The organism is Actinoplanes sp. NPDC026670 (genome assembly GCF_040638175.1).
GTDB lineage: Bacteria > Actinomycetota > Actinomycetes > Mycobacteriales > Micromonosporaceae > Actinoplanes.
Window position 1 is genome coordinate 38,075 of record NZ_JBEZXU010000064.1, and the last position, 16,686, is coordinate 54,760.

The following is a 16,686-nucleotide window of genomic DNA, read 5'->3' on the forward strand; positions in this document are numbered from 1 at the left end:
CTGCACGCACCCGCGGGGCCGGCGGTATCACGGAGGTGAGGGCGGGACAGCCCCGCCAGCGGACGAGGGCGAGGTACAACGATGTCCCGCTACGTGTTCGACTTCTCCGACGGCAACAAGGATCTCAAGGAGCTGCTCGGCGGCAAGGGCGCCAATCTGGCCGAGATGACCAGGATGGGCCTGCCCGTGCCGCCGGGCTTCACCATCACCACCGACGCCTGCCGGGAGTACCTGCACACCGGCGCGCTCCCGGCCGGACTGCTGCGTGAGGTCGAGGACCATCTGCGCCTGATCGAGGCACGGCTCGGCAAACGGTTCGGCGACCTGCACGACCCGCTGCTGCTGTCGGTGCGGTCCGGTGGGCCGTTCTCCATGCCGGGCATGATGGAGACGATCCTCGACCTCGGCCTCAACGACACCACCGTCCGTGCCCTGGCCGCACGCACCGGCGACGAGCGGTTCGCCTGGGACTCCTACCGGCGGCTGATCCAGATGTTCGGGCGGACCGTGTACGGCGTACCCGATGAATCGTTTGAAGCCGCACCCGGCTCGGACCTGGACGCCGCCGCCCTGCGTGACCTGGTCGCCGCCCATCAGAAGGTGTTCGCCGCGCACACCGGCCGGGACTTCCCGCAGTCGCCGCACGAGCAGCTCTACGCCGCGATCACCGCGGTCTTCCAGTCGTGGAACGCCGACCGGGCCGTGCTCTACCGCCGTCAGGAACGCATCCCGCACGACCTGGGCACCGCCGTCAACGTGCAGGCGATGGTGTTCGGCAACCGCGGGCCCGGCTCCGGCAGCGGCGTCGCCTTCACCCGCGACCCGGCCACCGGCCGGCGCGGCGCCTACGGCGACTACCTGCCGAACGCGCAGGGCGAGGACGTGGTCGCCGGAATCCGCAACACGATGGCCCTGGCCGACCTGGCCCGCATCGACCCCGCCTCGCACGTCAAGCTGCTGTCCATCATGGAGAAGCTGGAGCAGCGGTTCCGCGACCTGTGCGACATCGAGTTCACCATCGAGGACGGCGAACTCTGGATGCTCCAGACCCGGGTCGGCAAACGCACCCCGGCCGCCGCGTTCGTGATCGCCGCCCAGCTCGTCGACGAGGGCACCATCACCCTCGACGAGGCTCTCGGCCGGGTCACCGGCGACCAGCTCGCCCACCTGATGTTCCCCGGCTTCGACCTCGGCGCCGCACCCAAACCGCTCACCACCGGGGTGGCCGCCTCACCGGGCGCCGCGTCCGGGACGATCGTGTTCGACTCCGCGGCGGCCGCGGCGGCCACCGGGCCGGTGATCCTGGTCCGGCACGAGACCAACCCCGACGACCTGCCCGGCATGATCGCCGCCGAGGGCATCCTGACCAGCCGCGGCGGCAAGACCTCACACGCCGCCGTGGTGGCCCGCGGAATGGGCCGGACCTGCGTCTGCGGCGCCGACGAGGCAGTCGTCGACCCGGTCGCCGGCACCCTCACCGTCGGTTCCACGGTGCTGCGGGCCGGGGACGTGATCTCGATCGACGGCACCACCGGGCGCGTCTACGCCGGTGCCGTGCCGGTGCAGCCGTCGCCCGTGGTCAGGTTCTTCGAGGGTGAGCTGACGTCGCTCGGGAACCCGCTGCTGGCCGCCGTGCAACGCCTCATCACCCACGCCGGGCACGTGGCCCGCCTGGGCGTGCACGCCAACGCCGACACGGCCGCCGACGCACGCCGGGCCCGGCTGTTCGGCGCCGGCGGGATCGGGCTGTGCCGTACCGAACACATGTTCCTCGGCCCCCGGCGGGAACTCGTGGAACACCTGATCCTGGCCGACTCGGACGAGGAACGCGAAGCCGCCCTGGCACAGCTGCTGCCGCTGCAACGCGACGACTTCACCGACCTGCTCCGGGAGATGGACGGGCTGCCGGTGACCATCCGGCTCCTCGACCCGCCGCTGCACGAGTTCCTGCCGTCGCTGGAAGAACTGACCGCCCGGGTGGCCACCGAGCGCGACAGGCTTCTCCTGGCCGCGGTGCGGCGCATGCATGAACAGAACCCGATGCTCGGCCTGCGCGGCGTCCGCCTCGGCCTGGTCGTTCCCGGGCTGTTCGCGATGCAGGTCCGCGCGGTCGCCGAAGCCGCCGCGGCGCGGGCCGCCACGGGCGGCGACCCGCGGCCCGAGATCATGGTTCCGCTGGTCGGCACGGTTCAAGAGCTCGATGTCGTACGGGCGGAGGCGCTCGAAATCCTGTCCCGGGTCGAGGGCGCACCGCCGATCCCGATCGGCACCATGATCGAGGTGCCGAGGGCCGCGCTGACCGCCGGTGACATCGCGCACGCCGCCGACTTCTTCTCCTTCGGCACCAACGACCTCACCCAGATGACGTGGGGCTTCTCCCGCGACGACGTGGAGGGCGCGTTCTTCGGCCGCTACCTGGACCTGGGCATCTTCGCCGTCTCGCCGTTCGAGTCCCTCGACGTCACCGGGGTCGGCGAACTGGTCCGCACCGCCGTCGAACGGGGCCGCGCCACCCGCCCCGGCCTGCCCACCGGGGTGTGCGGCGAGCATGGCGGTGACCCGGCGTCGATCAGGTTCTTCCACGACGTGGGGCTGGACTACGTGTCCTGCTCGCCGTTCCGGATCCCGGTCGCCCGCCTGGAGGCCGGCCGAGCCGCCGTCACCCGCACCGCTGACAGTTCCCGCTAGGACACACCGCCGGACCCGGCGCGCTGCGGTGCGCCGGGCCGGATGCCGGTTCGCAGCGTGCGTGGAGCGACACCGCGGACCCGTTTGAAGGCGGCGCTCAGCGCGAACGGGCTCGCGTAGCCGACGTCACGGGCGATCGTCTCCAGGGTTGCGTCGCTGCGGACCAGCATGTCGGCGGCGCAGGACAGGCGCCACTCGGTCAGGTAGGTCATCGGCGGGACGCCCACCAGGTCGGTGAACCGCCGGGCCAGCGCCGCCCGCGAACAACGAGCCTCGGCGGCCAGCGACGCCACCGTCCAGGGCTGGTCCGGCCGGGCGTGGATGCAGGTCAGGGCGGCGCCGACAATCGGGTCGTCCTGGGCGGAGTACCAGCGGGGCGGGTGTGCCTCGGGCCGGGCCAGCCAGGTGCGCACGGCGGTGATCAGGATCAGGTCGAGCAGCCGGTCCAGGACGACGTCCTGTCCGGGGGCATCCCGGTCGACCTCACGGATGACGTGCTCGACCAGCCCGGAATCCCACTCGCCGGGCCGCAGCACGACCAGGGCGGGCAGCGCCGACAGCAGCGACCGGCTGATCTCGGCCGGCGAATGATAGGTCCCGGTGAGCAGCATGGTGGCGCCACCCGGATCGTTGCCCCACGACCGCAGGCCGAGCGGACCCATCGGACGGGCGCCGGCGCCGCCCGCCAATGGCCGGCAGACCTGCTCCGGCCCGATCGCGACCTGTGGCGCGGTGGTCGCGCAGTCGGCGACCGTGTACGGTTCTGGACCCCGCACCACCGCCACATCCCCCGGGACGATGGTTGCCGTCTCCACGCCCATGTCGATGTGGACCGACCCGCGGACGACCGCGACCAGGCTCAGCGGCGCTTCGTCCTCGATCCGGATCGACCACGGCGCGGACAGCACCGACCGCAGGATGAAGGCGCCCTGAGCCCGCGGGTCGAGGAGACCGCCGACGGGATCCATCGACCAAGCGTAGACGTACGCGTATGCAATCGGGTGTCTGCCGCATGGATCGGCTCATCGATGTGCGGTGCCATGTAGTCATGACTCGTTTCTGGGATGTCCTCACCGCAGCGTCCGTCGTCGGGAGCGGCCTGCTCGCCGGCGTGTTCTTCGCGTTCTCCGCGTTCGTCATGAGCGGTCTGCGGCGTCTGCCGGATCAGGCCGGCGCGGCCGCGATGCGCTCGTTCAACGTGACAGCGCAGCGACCACCGCTGATGATCGCCCTGTTCGGTGTCACCGCACTGTGTGTCGTGGTGATCGTCCGGGCGGTCGCCGCATGGCCGGGCCCGGGCGCCGGCTGGCTGCTGGCCGGCGCGATCCTGACCGTCGTCGGCGCGTTCGGCGTCACGGCGGTGGTCAACGTGCCGCTGAACAACCGCCTGGACGCCGACACGATCCCCTGGTCGCAGTACCTGGCCGGCTGGGACCCGGCCAACCACGCCCGCACGATCCTCTGCCTGGCCGGCTGCGCGCTCCTGCTGGTCGGCGTGCTCCGCCAGCAGTGACCGCAGCCCTCGCGGCCGGATCGGCCGCCGACCGCCGGCATGGACGCGCCGGAGCCTTCCCGCCAAGCCTTCGGGCTATCGCAGCGGTCACGCATGCGACTGAGACACCGCCCTTGGCCTGGAATGTCGCATTAGCGGGGATTCATCCCCGGCCGGCCGCGTAGATCTTGCACAGTTCTCCACCTCCGCAGCGATCTTGCAGGGTTCTTCATGTCTGGGCGTGGTTTGTCGTGCAAGGTCTACTGCGCCGGGGAGACCTTGCAGCTTTCTTCCCGTCGGGACGTGGAAAGGGCTGCAAGATCGGCGCGAGGGTGAAGAACCGTGCAAGATCCGCGGGCGACAAGCGGCGGGCGGCGAGGCGTAGGCGGAGCAGGCGTTACCAGAGCAGGCGTTATCGGCCGAGGAGACGTCATCCGTCTGAGGGCTGTCCTTTTCGAGGTGAGGTGGCCGCGCAGAAGACTGCCGGACGTGTAGAACCGTGCATGATCGCTGCCAACGCCATCGTCACGTCGATGACGCGGGCGGACTTCATGCGAGGTCATGAGGCGTAGATGGAGTATTTGGCGGTCCAGCGGGTGGATGTGCCGAATGTCGACGGCCAGGTGCCGAAGGGGCGGGGGTCGCTCCACGCGCCCTGGTTGGCGGCGCCCGGGTCGTAGCTCATGTTGTTGTCGCCGTTGGTGTTGTACATCAGCCAATAGGCCGTGTTCGGGGACAGCGTCGCCGTGATCGGGCGGCTGTTCCAGCTGTTGGCGGTCAGCGTGCCCGACGTGGTCGAGGCGATCAGGGCGCCCGGGGAGCCGTTCGAGTCGGCGTAGATCGCCAGCTGGTACTGGTTGGCCGGGGCGGCCTGTACGGACGTCAAGTGGACGGAGATCTGGCTCACCGTGACGGCGGTGGCACCGGTTACGAAACGGGAACCGTTCATGTAGTTCATGTCGCCGACGTCCTGCAACGTGCCCACCTGGTCGAACCCGAACCGTGGGGCGCTCGCTGCGGCCGTGGTGAACGAGAACTGGTGGTCGGCGGCCAGCGCGTTGCCCGCCACGTCGGTCACGCCGGTGCGGACGGTCACCGTGTAGACGGTCGACGCGGCCAGCGCCGCCGACGGTGTGATCGTGGCCGTCTGGTTGACCGCGTCGTAGCTGACCGTGCGGTTGACCAGCGTGCTCCCCGGACCGCGCAGTTCCAGGTTGGCGGCGGTCACCGTGCCCGCGGCCAGGGCCTCACTGAACCGGACCGTGACCGGCGCGGTCGTGGACACCCCGCTGGCGCCGCCGGCCGGGACCGTCGAGGTGACCGCCGGTGGCGTGGTGTCCGGGCCGGTGGTCGCGTAGATGGAGAACTTCGCGTTCCAGCGGCTCGCCGTGCCGAACGTCGCCGGCCACGTGCCGAATGCCGTCGCCGTGCTCCAGGCGCCCTGGTTGGCCGTACCGGAATCGAAGCTCATGTTGTTGTCGCCGTTGGTGTTGAACATCAGCCAGTAAGCGGTGTTCGCGGCCAGGGAAGCCGTGACCGGGCGGGTGTTCCACGAGTTCGCGGTCAGCGTGCCGGACGTGCTGGTGGCGACCCGCGCGCCCGGCACGCCGTTCGAGTCGGCGTAGATCGCCAGCTGGTACTGGTTGTTCGGGGCGGCCTGCGCGGTCCGCATGTACACCGACATCGACGTGACCGTGGCCGGGGCGGCGCCGGTTACGAAACGGGAACCGTTCATGTGGTTCATGTCGCCGGTGTCCACCGAGACGCCGACGCCGGTGTGGCCGATCTGCTGCGACACCGGCGGGGTCGTGTAGGTGGCCGTGTACGTGGCCGCCGCGGCCGGCGCGGTGACGATGTGGGTGGCCGCCCCGCCGTCGGACCACGAGCTGAACGTCGACGAGCCCTGGGGCGACGGCGCGGACACCGAGTTCGTCGAGCCCTGGATGACCGTACGAGAGAAGGGTGTCGATCCGGATGACGAGCCGACGGCGAGTTGCAGGCCGGCCGGGACCGTGTTGAACGTCAGGTCGACGGTCTTCGGGTCGAGCCGCCGCGTCACGGTGTGTGTCAGGCCCTCCTGGTCGGTGGCGACCAGTTTGAGCTCCAGGTAGGACGGATACTCGTGGTCGGGCGCCTCGAACGATCCCGAAGCCGCTCCGGTCCAGCTGCGGATCGCGTGTTCGTGGCAGTTCTCCGGCGCCGAGCAGTGGTGCATGACCAGGTCCCAGTTGAGGCGGGACGCGGGCAGCGTGCCCTGCTGCGGGTCGGTGGCGTGGCCGGTGAAGGCGATCGTGTCGCCGACCTTCCAGGTCGTGCCGACGGTGGGTGTGTCGATGATCGCGGTCGGCGCCTCGTTACCCGGCGTGATGGCGATCGTGCTGGTGTGGGTCGCGTTCAGGGTGTCGGTGACGGTCAGCCGGGCGCTGTAAGCACCGGCCGTGGTGTACGTGTACGACGCCGTCGCCGCGGTCGAATCGGTGACGCCGTCGCCGGTGAAGTCCCACGCGAACCGCAGACGGCCCTCGTCGGCCGGGTCCGGGTCGGTCGAGCCGGTGCCGTTGAACGTCACGGTCAGCGGCGCCGGGCCCTGTGTCGGGGACGCGTCGATGACCGCGGTCGGCGGCTGGTTGCCCGGGAAGTACCGGATCCGGCGGATGGTGCCGCCCAGGTCGGCGTAGTAGAGCTCGCCGCCGGGACCGACCTCCAGGTCGACCGGGCCGGCCGCGTCCGACACGAACGTCTGCAGGTTGGCCGGGTTGGGCAGGCCGCCGGGGGTGGACGGCAGCGACGCCCAGATGCACCGGCGCGAGTAGTCGGCGAAGAACACCGCGCCGTTGTAGGCGGCCGGGTAGGAACCGCCGGACGCCGGGTAGAACGCCACACCCGTCGACGACGAACTGCCGGTCGGGCACGCCTCGTTCGCGACGAGTTTGCTGGAGTGGTTCCAGGCCACGAACGGCGCGGTGTGCGTGCCGGCCGGGGCGGTGTACAGGGTTTCGCAGATCGGCAGGTTGGCACTGTCGTACCCGGACTGGCGTGCGTTGCCCTCCCAGCACGGCCAGCCGAAGTTGGTCACGCCCGCGGTGGCGTCGACCACCCGGTTGACCTCCTCCCAGGTGTTCCAGCCGGTGTCCGAGATCCACGCCTCGCTGGTGCCCGGCCGCATGGTGATCCGGTACGGGTTACGCAGCCCGTTCGCGACGATGCGCCGGGTGTCGGGGTCGCTGGAGCCGATCCCCGGGTTGCCCGCCGCGGCTGCTCCGGTCGCCGGGTCGAGCCGCAGCAGCGTACCGTCGAGCTGGGTTTCGTCGCCTGTCGTGCGGATGTCCTGGGCGCGCAGCGCCCCGCCCTCGTTGACCGGATCAGCGCACGGGTTGGTCGGCGCTCCGGACGGGAACTGGCCGTAGTCGACCGCGCTGAAACTCGCGCCGTCCCCGGCCGCGACGTACAGCATGCCGTCGGCGCCGAACGCGATGTCGCCGATCGAGTGGCTGGGGAACTGCTGGCACCAGTCGTGCAGCAGCACCTGCTCGGCGCCGGTCATGGTGTTGCCGTCGGCGCGCAGCCGCGACAGCCGGCCGGTGACGATGCAGCGGCCGTCGTTGGCGTTGGCGCACACGTCGTTCCAGACCGGGGCGGTCTGGCCGGGCGGCGCGTCGTAGGTGTAGAGCACGTAGACGTACGGGTCGGCCGGGAAGTTCGGGGCCAGGGTCATGCCGAGCAGGCCGCGGTCCCACTGGTTGTGCACGTTGGCCGACAGATCGGCGAAGATCGTGGGGGTGGTGTCGGCGAGATCGTCGAAGATCTTGATCCGGCCGCCCTTCTCGGCGACCACGACCCGCCCGTCCGCGGCGAACTCCAGATCGACCGGTGAACTGAGTCCACTGAAGACGATCTGCTCCTGGAAACCGGTCGGCAGCGCGACCGCCGTCGCGGGTTGCGAACCGACGAACGACGACATCGTGACCACGGTCGCCAACGCGACGAATCCACTGAGCGCACGCCGAAGCACGGGCATTCCCCTCCCCCATACGCGGAACACCGGGCTCTTATATTCGTGAATCCTAAATAGATGCCGGCCGACGGGACCGACGTCCGACCGGGTAGACCTGGTCGTACGTCCGGAGGATGGATGTCGATCTAGAGACCCGGTTTGTGCTTGCATTTCCGGATGAGGTTGGCCGTGTGGCTGGTAATGGTCATCGCCGGGCTTTTTCTCGGCGGTCAGGTGTTCGACAGACTCACCACTGACGACAGCCTGCGCGCCGACGAGACGCCGACGGTCATCGCCGTCGTCGGCGGCCGCGACGTGTACGACCCGGCACTGGTCGCCGACGTCACCGCGATCACCAACGGGATCCGCGCCCTGGACGGCGTCGCCGACGTCGAGGACCTGTACGGCTCCCCCGGCGGCCGGATCGGCGCCGACAACCGCAGCACGATGATCCGCGTCGAACTCGACCCGGGCCTGCCCGACGACCGTCGCGAACAACTCGAGGACACCATCGCCGACGCGCTGCACCGCATCGACGCGCCCGAGGTGCTGGTCAGCGGGCCGACCCTCGCCGAACGCGCCTTCGCCGACCAGGCGATCGCCGACGCCGCCCTCGGCGAATCGGTCGCGATCGTCGTCCTCGCGGTCCTGCTGGCGCTGATCCTCGGCGGCATCGTGGCCGGCCTGATCCCACTGGCCGCCGCGCTCGCGACGGTCTCGGTGACCCTGCTCGGCCTGTACGGGCTGACCCTGCTCACCGGCGTCAGCCAGTTCACCGTCAACGTGGTCACGCTGCTCGGCATCGGTCTCGCCGTCGACTACGCGCTGCTGATGGTGGCCCGGTTCCGTGAGGAGCGGGCCACCGACCCCGGCGCGCCGATCGGCGAGCTGCTGGCCCGGACCAGGGCGACCGCCGGCCGTACCGTGCTGATCTCCGGTCTGGCCGTGGCCGCGACGATGGCCGGCCTGACCGTCTTCGCCGAACCGCTGCTCGGCGCGATGGCGCTCGGCGGCGCGCTCGCGGTGCTGCTGGCCACCGCGGCCGGGCTGACGCTGGTGCCGGCGCTGATCGCCGTCGCCCACCGCCGCATCCCGGAGCCCCGGGCGGCCCGTTCCGGCCTGCTCGCCCGGCTGGCCGTCCTCGCGCAGAACCGGCCGGGCCCGATCGCGTTCGCCGTCACGGCCGGCCTGCTCGCGCTCTCCCTGCCGTTCCTGTTCGCGGCGAACCTGCAGAACTCCGACGCCCGCGCCCTGCCCGCCTCGTTCGAGGCCCGCCGGCTGCACGAGGTCGTGCAGCGCGACTTCAGCGGCGGCCAGGCCGGCCCGATCGAGGTGGTCATCGACGCCGACCCGGCCGCCGCCGAGGTCAGGGACTACCTCAACAGGATCAACACCCTTGACCATGTGGTACGGGTGGCGCCGCGCCCCGACGAGACGACCATCGTCGACGTCACGCCGGAGAACGCGGCCGCCCACGACGTCGTCCGGGCCATCCGCGCGCTGAACCCGTCGTTCCCGGCGCACGTCGGTGGTGACGCGGCCGAACTCGTCGACTACCGCGACTCGGTGGCCGCCCGCTTCCCGATCGCGCTGCTGATCGTCGTGCTGTCCACCACGGTGCTGCTGTTCGTGCTGACCGGCTCGATGATCATCCCGGTCAAGGCGCTGCTGATGAACGCCCTCACCCTGCTCGCCACGCTCGGTGTGCTCATCGTGGTCTTCCAATGGGGTGCCGGTGACTCGCTGCTCGGTTTCCAATCGTGGGGCGCCATCGACGTCACCACACCCGTGTTGCTGTTCGTGTTCATCTTCGGGCTGTCGATGGACTACGAGGTCTTCCTGCTCGCCCGGATCCGGGAGGAGAAGGACGTACACGCCGGGATCGTGAAATCCGGCCCGGTGGTCACCGCCGCCGCCCTCTGCATCGGCGTGGTGTTCCTCGGTTTCCTGCTCGGCGACCTGATCGCGGTCAAGGAGATCGGTTTCGCGATGACCGTGGCGCTGCTGCTCGACGTCACTGTCGTCCGCGGCCTGCTTCTCCCGGCGGTGATGAACCTGCTCGGCGACTGGAACTGGTGGGCGCCGAACCCACTGCGGCGGCTGCACCGGCGCTGGTTCTGACCCGGTTGCGGCCGGCCCGCTTGGCGGCGTACAGGTTACGGTCGGCGACGCCCAAGACGTCGGCGTAACGGTCCGGGTGACGGCCATAGGCGACACCGATACTCACCGTCACCGGCAGGTCGCCGGTGAGCAGATGCCAGGAATGATTCTGTACGGCCACCCGCAACGCCTCGACCCGGGCGAGTGCCTCGTCCCGTGCCATGCCGGCGATCACCACCAGGAACTCCTCCCCGCCGAGCCGGGCCGTGAACCCGCCGACCTCACCACCCTGCTCCGGCACCGACTGCCCGACCAGCCCGGCCAGGACGATCAGCACCTGGTCACCGATGTCGTGCGAGCAGTTGTCGTTGATCGCCTTGAAGTGGTCGGCGTCCACGATCGCGACGGTCACCGGCCGCGCGTCGGTGCCGCCGGTCAGCAGGGACGGGAGCCGCGCGTCCACGTACCGCCGATTGCGCAGCCCGGTGAGCGGATCGCGCAGCGACTGCTCCCGGAAACTCTCCGCGTCGCGCCGGGCCTCGGCGGTCTCGAACGCCGCCTGCCGGATCCGGGCCTGCGCCTCCCGCTCCCGCGAACTCAGCTCCTCACTCGCCTCATGGAACGCCTTGTAGGTACGGAACGCCCCCTGAAAGTCACCCACCGTCGAGTACAGCTCGGCCTGTTCACGCAGCACGTTGGCCCGGAACCGGGCGAGCGCCGGAGACTCGGCCAGCTCCCGCGCCCGATCCAGGACGGCCTGCGCCTCGGCCAGCTCGCCGGCCTGGTGGTAGGCGGCAGCCAGAGTGAGCACCGCCTCGGCCTCGGCGTCCGGATACTCCGGATCGAACTCGCAGGTCATCAGCTTCTTGGCGGTGACCACCGCCTCCTGGGTGCGGCCCACGGCGAGCTGGATCCGGGCCAGCGTGTCCAGCATCGGCGGAATCGGCTCCTGACCGTCCCCCTCCAACAGGGCGAGCAGCCGGTTCATCACCGTCTCGGCCGGCTCGGCACGGCCCGCGGCGAAAAGGGCATAAGCCAGATCATTGAGTACGTACGAGCAGAACTGGGTGTCCTCGGCCGCCAGCGCCACCTGCTCGGCCTCCTGGTACCGGCCGATCGCAGCCTCGATGGAGCGGGTCCGATACAGCGCCTCGGCCAGGGCCATCAGGTGCATGACCCGGATCCGGGGTCCGGCCGTGGCCGGGAGCAGCTCGAAGCCGCGCAGCGCGTGGTCGAGCTGGCCGGCGTAGTCGCCCATGTTCGCGGCCACCCGGGACAGCAGCCGGTGGGCGCGGGCCTGAAGCAGTGGAAGATCGTGTTCGGCCGCCCGGAACTCGACGGTCCGCAGGATCCGGGTGGCGTCGCCGGTGGTCTCGGCCTGCCGCAGCAGAGCATCGGCGGCGAGCGCCTGACCACGCAGTTCGAGCTCGACGTCGCCGGTGGCCCGGCCGGTCTCCTCCGCCTCGGCGGCATACCGCAGCGCAGCCGCCGGATCGATCACGAAGGAGGCCTCCAGCCCTCGAATCGCCTCCGCCAGCCGCCCCGATAGTCCATCCACGACAGCCGACACTAGTCGGGTTGTGGATCTGCGCAATGCCTTGGTCAGTTGCTGGTCAGGCGGCTCGCCGGTTCGGCGGTTCGGTGCTTCAGGCGGTTCGGTGCTTCAGGCAGCGGGAGCTGGTCAGGCGGCGAGGGCGTAGGTGGCGTAGTGGTTGGCGCGGCGGCGGCCGTAGATGGTGAACGTGTCGCGGACCGTGCGGATGATGCTCTTCGTGGTGACCGTCGAACCGGCGACCCGGGTCTCCAGCCGCACCGGGGCACCCTTGACATCGGTGATCCCGGCGGCCTTGGTCGCCACGAACAGCTCCAGGTCGAACGCGAAGCGACGCTCACGCAGCCGGGGCAGCACCTCGGCCAGCACATCCCGGCGGATGATCTTGCAGCCGGTCTGGGTGTCCCGCACCGCCAGGCCGAACATCGTGGTGACCAGCGTCGAGTACGACACCGAGATGACCTTACGGGCCCGGCTCGCGCCGGAGACCGACCCGGCGTGCCGCTTGTCGGCGTACACCACCGCGTGGTTGCCCTCCCGGGCGATCAGCAGGTAGTCGACCAGGTGCTGCGGGTCGATGTCACCGTCGGCGTCGATGAACCCGATCCACGCCCCGTTCGCCGCGGCGAAACCCTGGTGCAGCGCCGCGCCCTTGCCCTGGTTGACCGGGTTGTCGAGCACCGTCACGTTCGCCATGCCCGCCAGCAGCGCCGCCGAACCGTCGGTCGAACCGTCCGACACCGCGATCACCTCGAACGCCACACCAGCCTCGGTCAGGCAGGCCACCAACTGCTCGACCGTGCGACGCACCACCGGACCCGGGTTGAAGAACGGCACGACCACACTCAACTCGATGCCACCCTGACGGGCGACGGTGGCGGCGGCGGGGGCGGCGACTGCGGTGGCGTTCATGCCCCCACAGATCGGAACGCACCCTCAACGCAACCTCAAGCAGCTCTCAGGACCCGCGCAAGGAATCTTTCCGCTCTCCGACGCTGGGCTGGGCGATACGCTCCACCGATGTCGTCCATCGCTTCGCTGTACATCGTCAAGATCAGCGACCTGCCGGCGATCGTCAGCGCCGCCGGTTCGCAGAGCGCCTGGGAAACACTCCAGGAGCTGGGCAGAGAGCCCACCGAGGAGTACGGCTGGTCCGGCTACGTGATGATGAACGTCCTGGACGGCCTGGAGGCGGCGGACGTCGACCTGGCCAGCCCGCGCCTGCACGAGGAGGCCGTGGCGATCAACGCGGACCTCGACTACACCATCCTGATCACCACCGAGGCGAAAGCCCTCCTGGCCCGCTTGGACCCGGCCGCCTACGAGCCCACGGACCTGCTCGACGACCTGGGACTCGACGACGAGGAGTCCCGCTACGCGATGGAAGACACGCTCACCCTGCTGACCAAGACCATCACAGCCCTGACCGACGACGAGTTGCTGCTGCTCAACATCGGCTGACCGGCCAGCCCGGCACGGGTTGTGGGGCGTGGGCGCCTTCGGGGTCGCACGGGATCATCCCGCCGGTGAAGATCTCTGTGCCGGACGGCTCCCAGGCACGGCAACTGCCTCTCGTGTCCCAGATCACGAGCAGACCCGGTTCGTAGATCATGCCCGAGCCCTTGGAACTCGCGGTCCACTCGACCCGCATCGGGCCGGTGTGCGCGGGGATGGCTCCTTCGCCGCACCAGGGTTCCCAGAAGGTGCTGAACGGTTCGCCTGTGGCGTTGTGGACCCAGAACTCCCGCACCTCGTCGCCCGGGTCCGGCGCACTGTTCCAGAGCTCGTTGACGATGGCGGGATCCGGCTCGGTCACGGTGATGCTTCCGCCGGGCGGCACCGACAGCTCGAGGCGTCCCGCACCGCACGTCAGATCAGCGAAGCCGTCCCACCGCCATTCGATGACCAGTTCCTGGCCGGGGGCCATCGTCCGGCGTACGCCTGCCTGGTCGGTGATGATCTTCAACGGCGACTGGTGGCCGTTCCGCAGCACGAACCTCACGCGGCGCCGGCCTGTGGGCGCAGGGCGGTCAGCAGGTCGTCGAGCCGGCCCCAGGCGCGGGCGCTGGCGATCGGGTCGATGTAGTCGCGGGACTCGATGATCTTGCCGTCGCGGATCCGCATGACGAAGACGCACGGGGTCCGGAACGTCTCCCCGGTCTCCTCGACCCGGCCCTCGTAGGCGAACTCGGCGACGATCACCTCCGGATCGGTGGTCTCGTGGACCGTCACGTCGACCGGTTTGCGGGTCAGGGTGCGCGGGACCGGCGGCGGTGACGTGAAGTGTTCGTGCAGCTCAGCGCGGGAGCGCAGCGGCGGCGGGCTGAGCGGGTGGAACGGGTGCGAGACGTGGGTCTGTTCGGCGTACAGGTCGGCCAGGTCCTCGAACGGGCCGTCGCACACACCGTTCACCAACCGCAGGAACACCTCACGTGGGCTGCTCATCGAGAGGCCTCCGTGGAAACCCCCGGCTTTAGCCGTGGGGAGGAATCGGATTTCCTGCGGAGCAGGTCAGGGATAGCCCGTCCGCCGTCGAGGCGGGTGGGTGTCTGGTCAGGCGTTGCGCTGGTTCTCGACATGTTTCTTCACGATCTCCAGGGTTGTGCCGCGGCGGTGGCGATGAGGTAGCTGTTGGTCCGCAGAGTCGGAATACGGGTGCGGACCTCGGGGAACTGCTGCCGGATGAGCCGCGGGAAACCGCTCTTGATCTGCTTGACCAGGCGGTGGATGCCGTATTGGGGGGGGTCGCAGGTGACCTGCAGCTGCACGTGGTCGGGCATGGTCTCGAGCTCGGTGATAGGTGCGTTCCGTTCGTCGCAGACCTCGCGGATGATCTGTTTGAGCCGGGTGTCGACGTCTGCGGTGATGGCCTTCCGCGGTATTTCGGGCACCAGACGACGTGATGGGTGCAGCGGTATACGAGGTTGTTGTTCGATCTGGTCTCGTCTGCCGTGGCAGCGCATGTGGCTTCGATTTGTATGCTGTCCTATGTGGACGAGACGGTGCGTTACACCTACCGGCTGCGGCCCGGCCGGATCGCGGAGGCCGCGCTGCTGTCCGAGTGGTCGCGCTGCCGGTGGCTGTGGAACGAAGCCGTCCACCAGCAGAGGACCGGCCGCAAGCCGACGTTCGGGAAGCTGTCGAAGCTGCTGACCGAGGCCCGGTCGGTGAACGCCTGGCTGCGTGATGGTTCGCAGAACGCCCAGCAGCAGATGCTGCGGACCTACGGTGCAGCCTTGAACGACTCGTTCAAGGTCAAGGGCCGGGGCCGGCCGAAGGTGAAACGGCTCAAGGACGCTCTGCCGTCGCTGGAGTACACCCGTAACGGGTTCAAGCTGGTCGGCGGCCGGCTGCGGCTGCCGGGCAAGGTGTTCGTCCCGGTCGTCTGGTCCCGGGAACTGCCCTCCGGCCCATCGTCTGTCCGGGTCTACCGCGACAGCCTCGGCCACTGGTACGCCTCGTTCGTCGTCAAACGCGAACAGGCCGAGATTTCGGCCCCGGACCTGCCCGGCATCGGCGTGGACTGGGGTGTGAAGACCACCGCCACCACCACCGATCCGGCCTTCGACCTGCCGCACCTCGGCCACCGCCGCCGGTGCGCCGCCGAGTTGGCCAAGGCCCAGCGCAAGATGGCCCGCCGCCGCCGGCCCCAGGGCCAGCCGCAGTCGAAGGGCTATCTGACCGCGAAGCGGCAGGCCGCCCGGATCGCGAAGAAAGCGGCCCGGCAGAACACCCACGACGCCCGCGTCTGGGCCAAGACCGTAGTGACCCACCACAGCCTGATCGCCGTCGAGGACTTCAAACCGAAGTTCCTGGCAAAGAGCAGGAACATGGCCCGCAAAGCGGCCGACGCCGCCATCGGCGCCTGCAAACGAGAACTGATCGACAGTGGTCTGCGGGCGGGCCGGAAGGTGGTGCCGGTACCGCCCGCCTACACCACGATGACCTGCTCCGGGTGCGGCGAGAGAACCAATCTCCGCCTCGGACTGGGCGTACGGATTTTCGAGTGCACGGCCTGCGGATACACCGCAGACCGTGACCTCAACGCCGCGAGGACGATCCTCGCCACGGCTGAACGCGACCGTGCCAGTGCCGACGACGTAAGACATCAGATCGCCTCCTTCCGGGAGGACTGGTCACATGCGGTCCGAGCTGGAAATCCAGGGCCTCGCCCCGGAGGAAAATCCCCCGGATTCATCCGTGGGGATCGTTAACTGACGTTTCCTCCCCGTCGGAATCCATCGACAGAACCCTACCGTCGGGCTGCCGCCCGGCCGGTGGGGCGGACGGCAGCTGGCCGCGATCGAGGCGATCCCCTGCGACTGGCCTCCGTTTCGGCACCGGCGGGAAGTCGCCCCGGCCCAGGGCCGCCCGCATGGTGGCCACGCAACGGTCGCGGGCCGCGTCGACCCGGTCGCGGTCGTAGTGGTTCTCCAGGTTCATCTCGGCGTCGGTGGTGCGCAGCGGTTTCTGCCAGGCCGCCTTCATCTGCTCGCCGACCTCGGCTTTCGCCTCGTTGGTCAGCAACCGGTAGGCGGCCGCGACCTTGGGCGCCTCGATATCCAGCAGCGCCTGATGGAACGCGAGCCGCGAATAGATCCGGCTCACCTCCTCGGTGAGCTGGTGGCGGGCCTCCGCGGTGCCGGTGCGGCGCCGGATCCGGTACGGCATCTCGGCATAGTCCTCGATCACGCTGAGCGCCTCACCGAACGCCCGCGCCCGCCGCTCCCGGCGGGCCGAACGCTGGTTGAGCGCATACGTCAGCAGCGCCGTGAGCACCGCCCCGACGATCGCGATGACCGGCACGAGCACCGCGGTGGTCTGCGCGACCGTCCAACCCATACCGCGAGCACCGCCCCG

Annotated in this window: 12 protein-coding genes and 1 pseudogene; 5 read left to right on the forward strand and 8 right to left on the reverse strand. The window is 69.8% G+C overall.

Annotated elements, in window-relative coordinates; translation table 11 throughout:
* The first annotated feature begins 81 nt into the window (after positions 1-81).
* Positions 82-2,688, forward strand: coding sequence for a pyruvate, phosphate dikinase (gene ppdK / locus AB0E94_RS41245; protein WP_360337985.1), 2,607 nt, complete (start codon positions 82-84; stop codon positions 2,686-2,688).
* Here ppdK and AB0E94_RS41250 read toward each other — a convergent pair.
* Complete coding sequence (locus AB0E94_RS41250) at positions 2,685-3,656, reverse strand: AraC family transcriptional regulator (RefSeq protein WP_360337988.1); 972 nt, start codon at positions 3,654-3,656, stop codon at positions 2,685-2,687. The genes ppdK and AB0E94_RS41250 overlap by 4 nt on opposite strands.
* An 80-nt stretch (positions 3,657-3,736) precedes the next feature.
* Here AB0E94_RS41250 and AB0E94_RS41255 point away from each other — a divergent pair, with 80 nt between their 5' ends.
* Complete coding sequence (locus tag AB0E94_RS41255) at positions 3,737-4,201, forward strand: anthrone oxygenase family protein (RefSeq protein WP_360337991.1); 465 nt, start codon at positions 3,737-3,739, stop codon at positions 4,199-4,201.
* Positions 4,202-4,739: 538 nt separating this feature from the next.
* Here the strand turns inward: AB0E94_RS41255 and AB0E94_RS41260 are convergent.
* Positions 4,740-8,198 carry a PQQ-dependent sugar dehydrogenase gene (locus tag AB0E94_RS41260; RefSeq protein WP_360337994.1) on the reverse strand — a complete coding sequence of 1,153 codons (3,459 nt, stop codon included), beginning with the start codon at positions 8,196-8,198 and terminating at the stop codon, positions 4,740-4,742.
* A 153-nt stretch (positions 8,199-8,351) separates the two neighbouring features.
* Between AB0E94_RS41260 and AB0E94_RS41265 the strand changes: the two genes are divergently transcribed.
* Positions 8,352-10,295 (forward strand): MMPL family transporter, encoded by a 1,944-nt coding sequence (locus tag AB0E94_RS41265; RefSeq protein WP_360337997.1) that lies wholly within the window; start codon positions 8,352-8,354, stop codon positions 10,293-10,295.
* On the opposite strand, the gene AB0E94_RS41270 is transcribed toward AB0E94_RS41265, so the two are convergent.
* Entirely contained in the window at positions 10,189-11,832 is a 1,644-nt protein-coding gene (locus AB0E94_RS41270; RefSeq protein WP_360338000.1) for a GGDEF domain-containing protein, read from the reverse strand. The two genes, AB0E94_RS41265 and AB0E94_RS41270, sit on opposite strands and share 107 nt — an antisense overlap.
* Positions 11,833-11,955: 123 nt before the next feature.
* Positions 11,956-12,738 carry a glycosyltransferase family 2 protein gene (locus tag AB0E94_RS41275; protein ID WP_360338003.1) on the reverse strand — a complete coding sequence of 261 codons (783 nt, stop codon included), beginning with the start codon at positions 12,736-12,738 and terminating at the stop codon, positions 11,956-11,958.
* A gap of 108 nt (positions 12,739-12,846) precedes the next feature.
* On the opposite strand from AB0E94_RS41275, the gene AB0E94_RS41280 reads away from it, so the two are divergent.
* Complete coding sequence (locus tag AB0E94_RS41280; RefSeq protein WP_360338006.1) at positions 12,847-13,287, forward strand: hypothetical protein; 441 nt, start codon at positions 12,847-12,849, stop codon at positions 13,285-13,287.
* Here the strand turns inward: AB0E94_RS41280 and AB0E94_RS41285 are convergent.
* The 3 genes and pseudogenes from AB0E94_RS41285 to tnpA form a co-directional block, all read right to left on the reverse strand.
* A complete protein-coding gene (locus AB0E94_RS41285; RefSeq protein ID WP_360338009.1) occupies positions 13,274-13,828 on the reverse strand; it encodes a hypothetical protein in 555 nt (184 codons plus the stop codon). The genes AB0E94_RS41280 and AB0E94_RS41285 overlap by 14 nt on opposite strands.
* Positions 13,825-14,271, reverse strand: a complete 447-nt coding sequence (locus AB0E94_RS41290; RefSeq protein WP_360338012.1) for a nuclear transport factor 2 family protein — start codon at positions 14,269-14,271, stop codon at positions 13,825-13,827. Before AB0E94_RS41290 ends, AB0E94_RS41285 begins: the two co-directional genes overlap by 4 nt.
* Before the next feature lie 108 nt (positions 14,272-14,379).
* A pseudogene (gene tnpA, locus AB0E94_RS41295) lies at positions 14,380-14,800 on the reverse strand (IS200/IS605 family transposase).
* Positions 14,801-14,816: 16 nt separating this feature from the next.
* Between tnpA and AB0E94_RS41300 the strand changes: the two are divergent.
* Positions 14,817-16,040 carry a transposase gene (locus tag AB0E94_RS41300; RefSeq protein ID WP_360338015.1) on the forward strand — a complete coding sequence of 408 codons (1,224 nt, stop codon included), beginning with the start codon at positions 14,817-14,819 and terminating at the stop codon, positions 16,038-16,040.
* On the opposite strand, the gene AB0E94_RS41305 is transcribed toward AB0E94_RS41300, so the two are convergent.
* A complete protein-coding gene (locus tag AB0E94_RS41305) occupies positions 16,021-16,668 on the reverse strand; it encodes a hypothetical protein (RefSeq protein WP_360338018.1) in 648 nt (215 codons plus the stop codon). The genes AB0E94_RS41300 and AB0E94_RS41305 overlap by 20 nt on opposite strands.
* Positions 16,669-16,686: the final 18 nt, after the last annotated feature.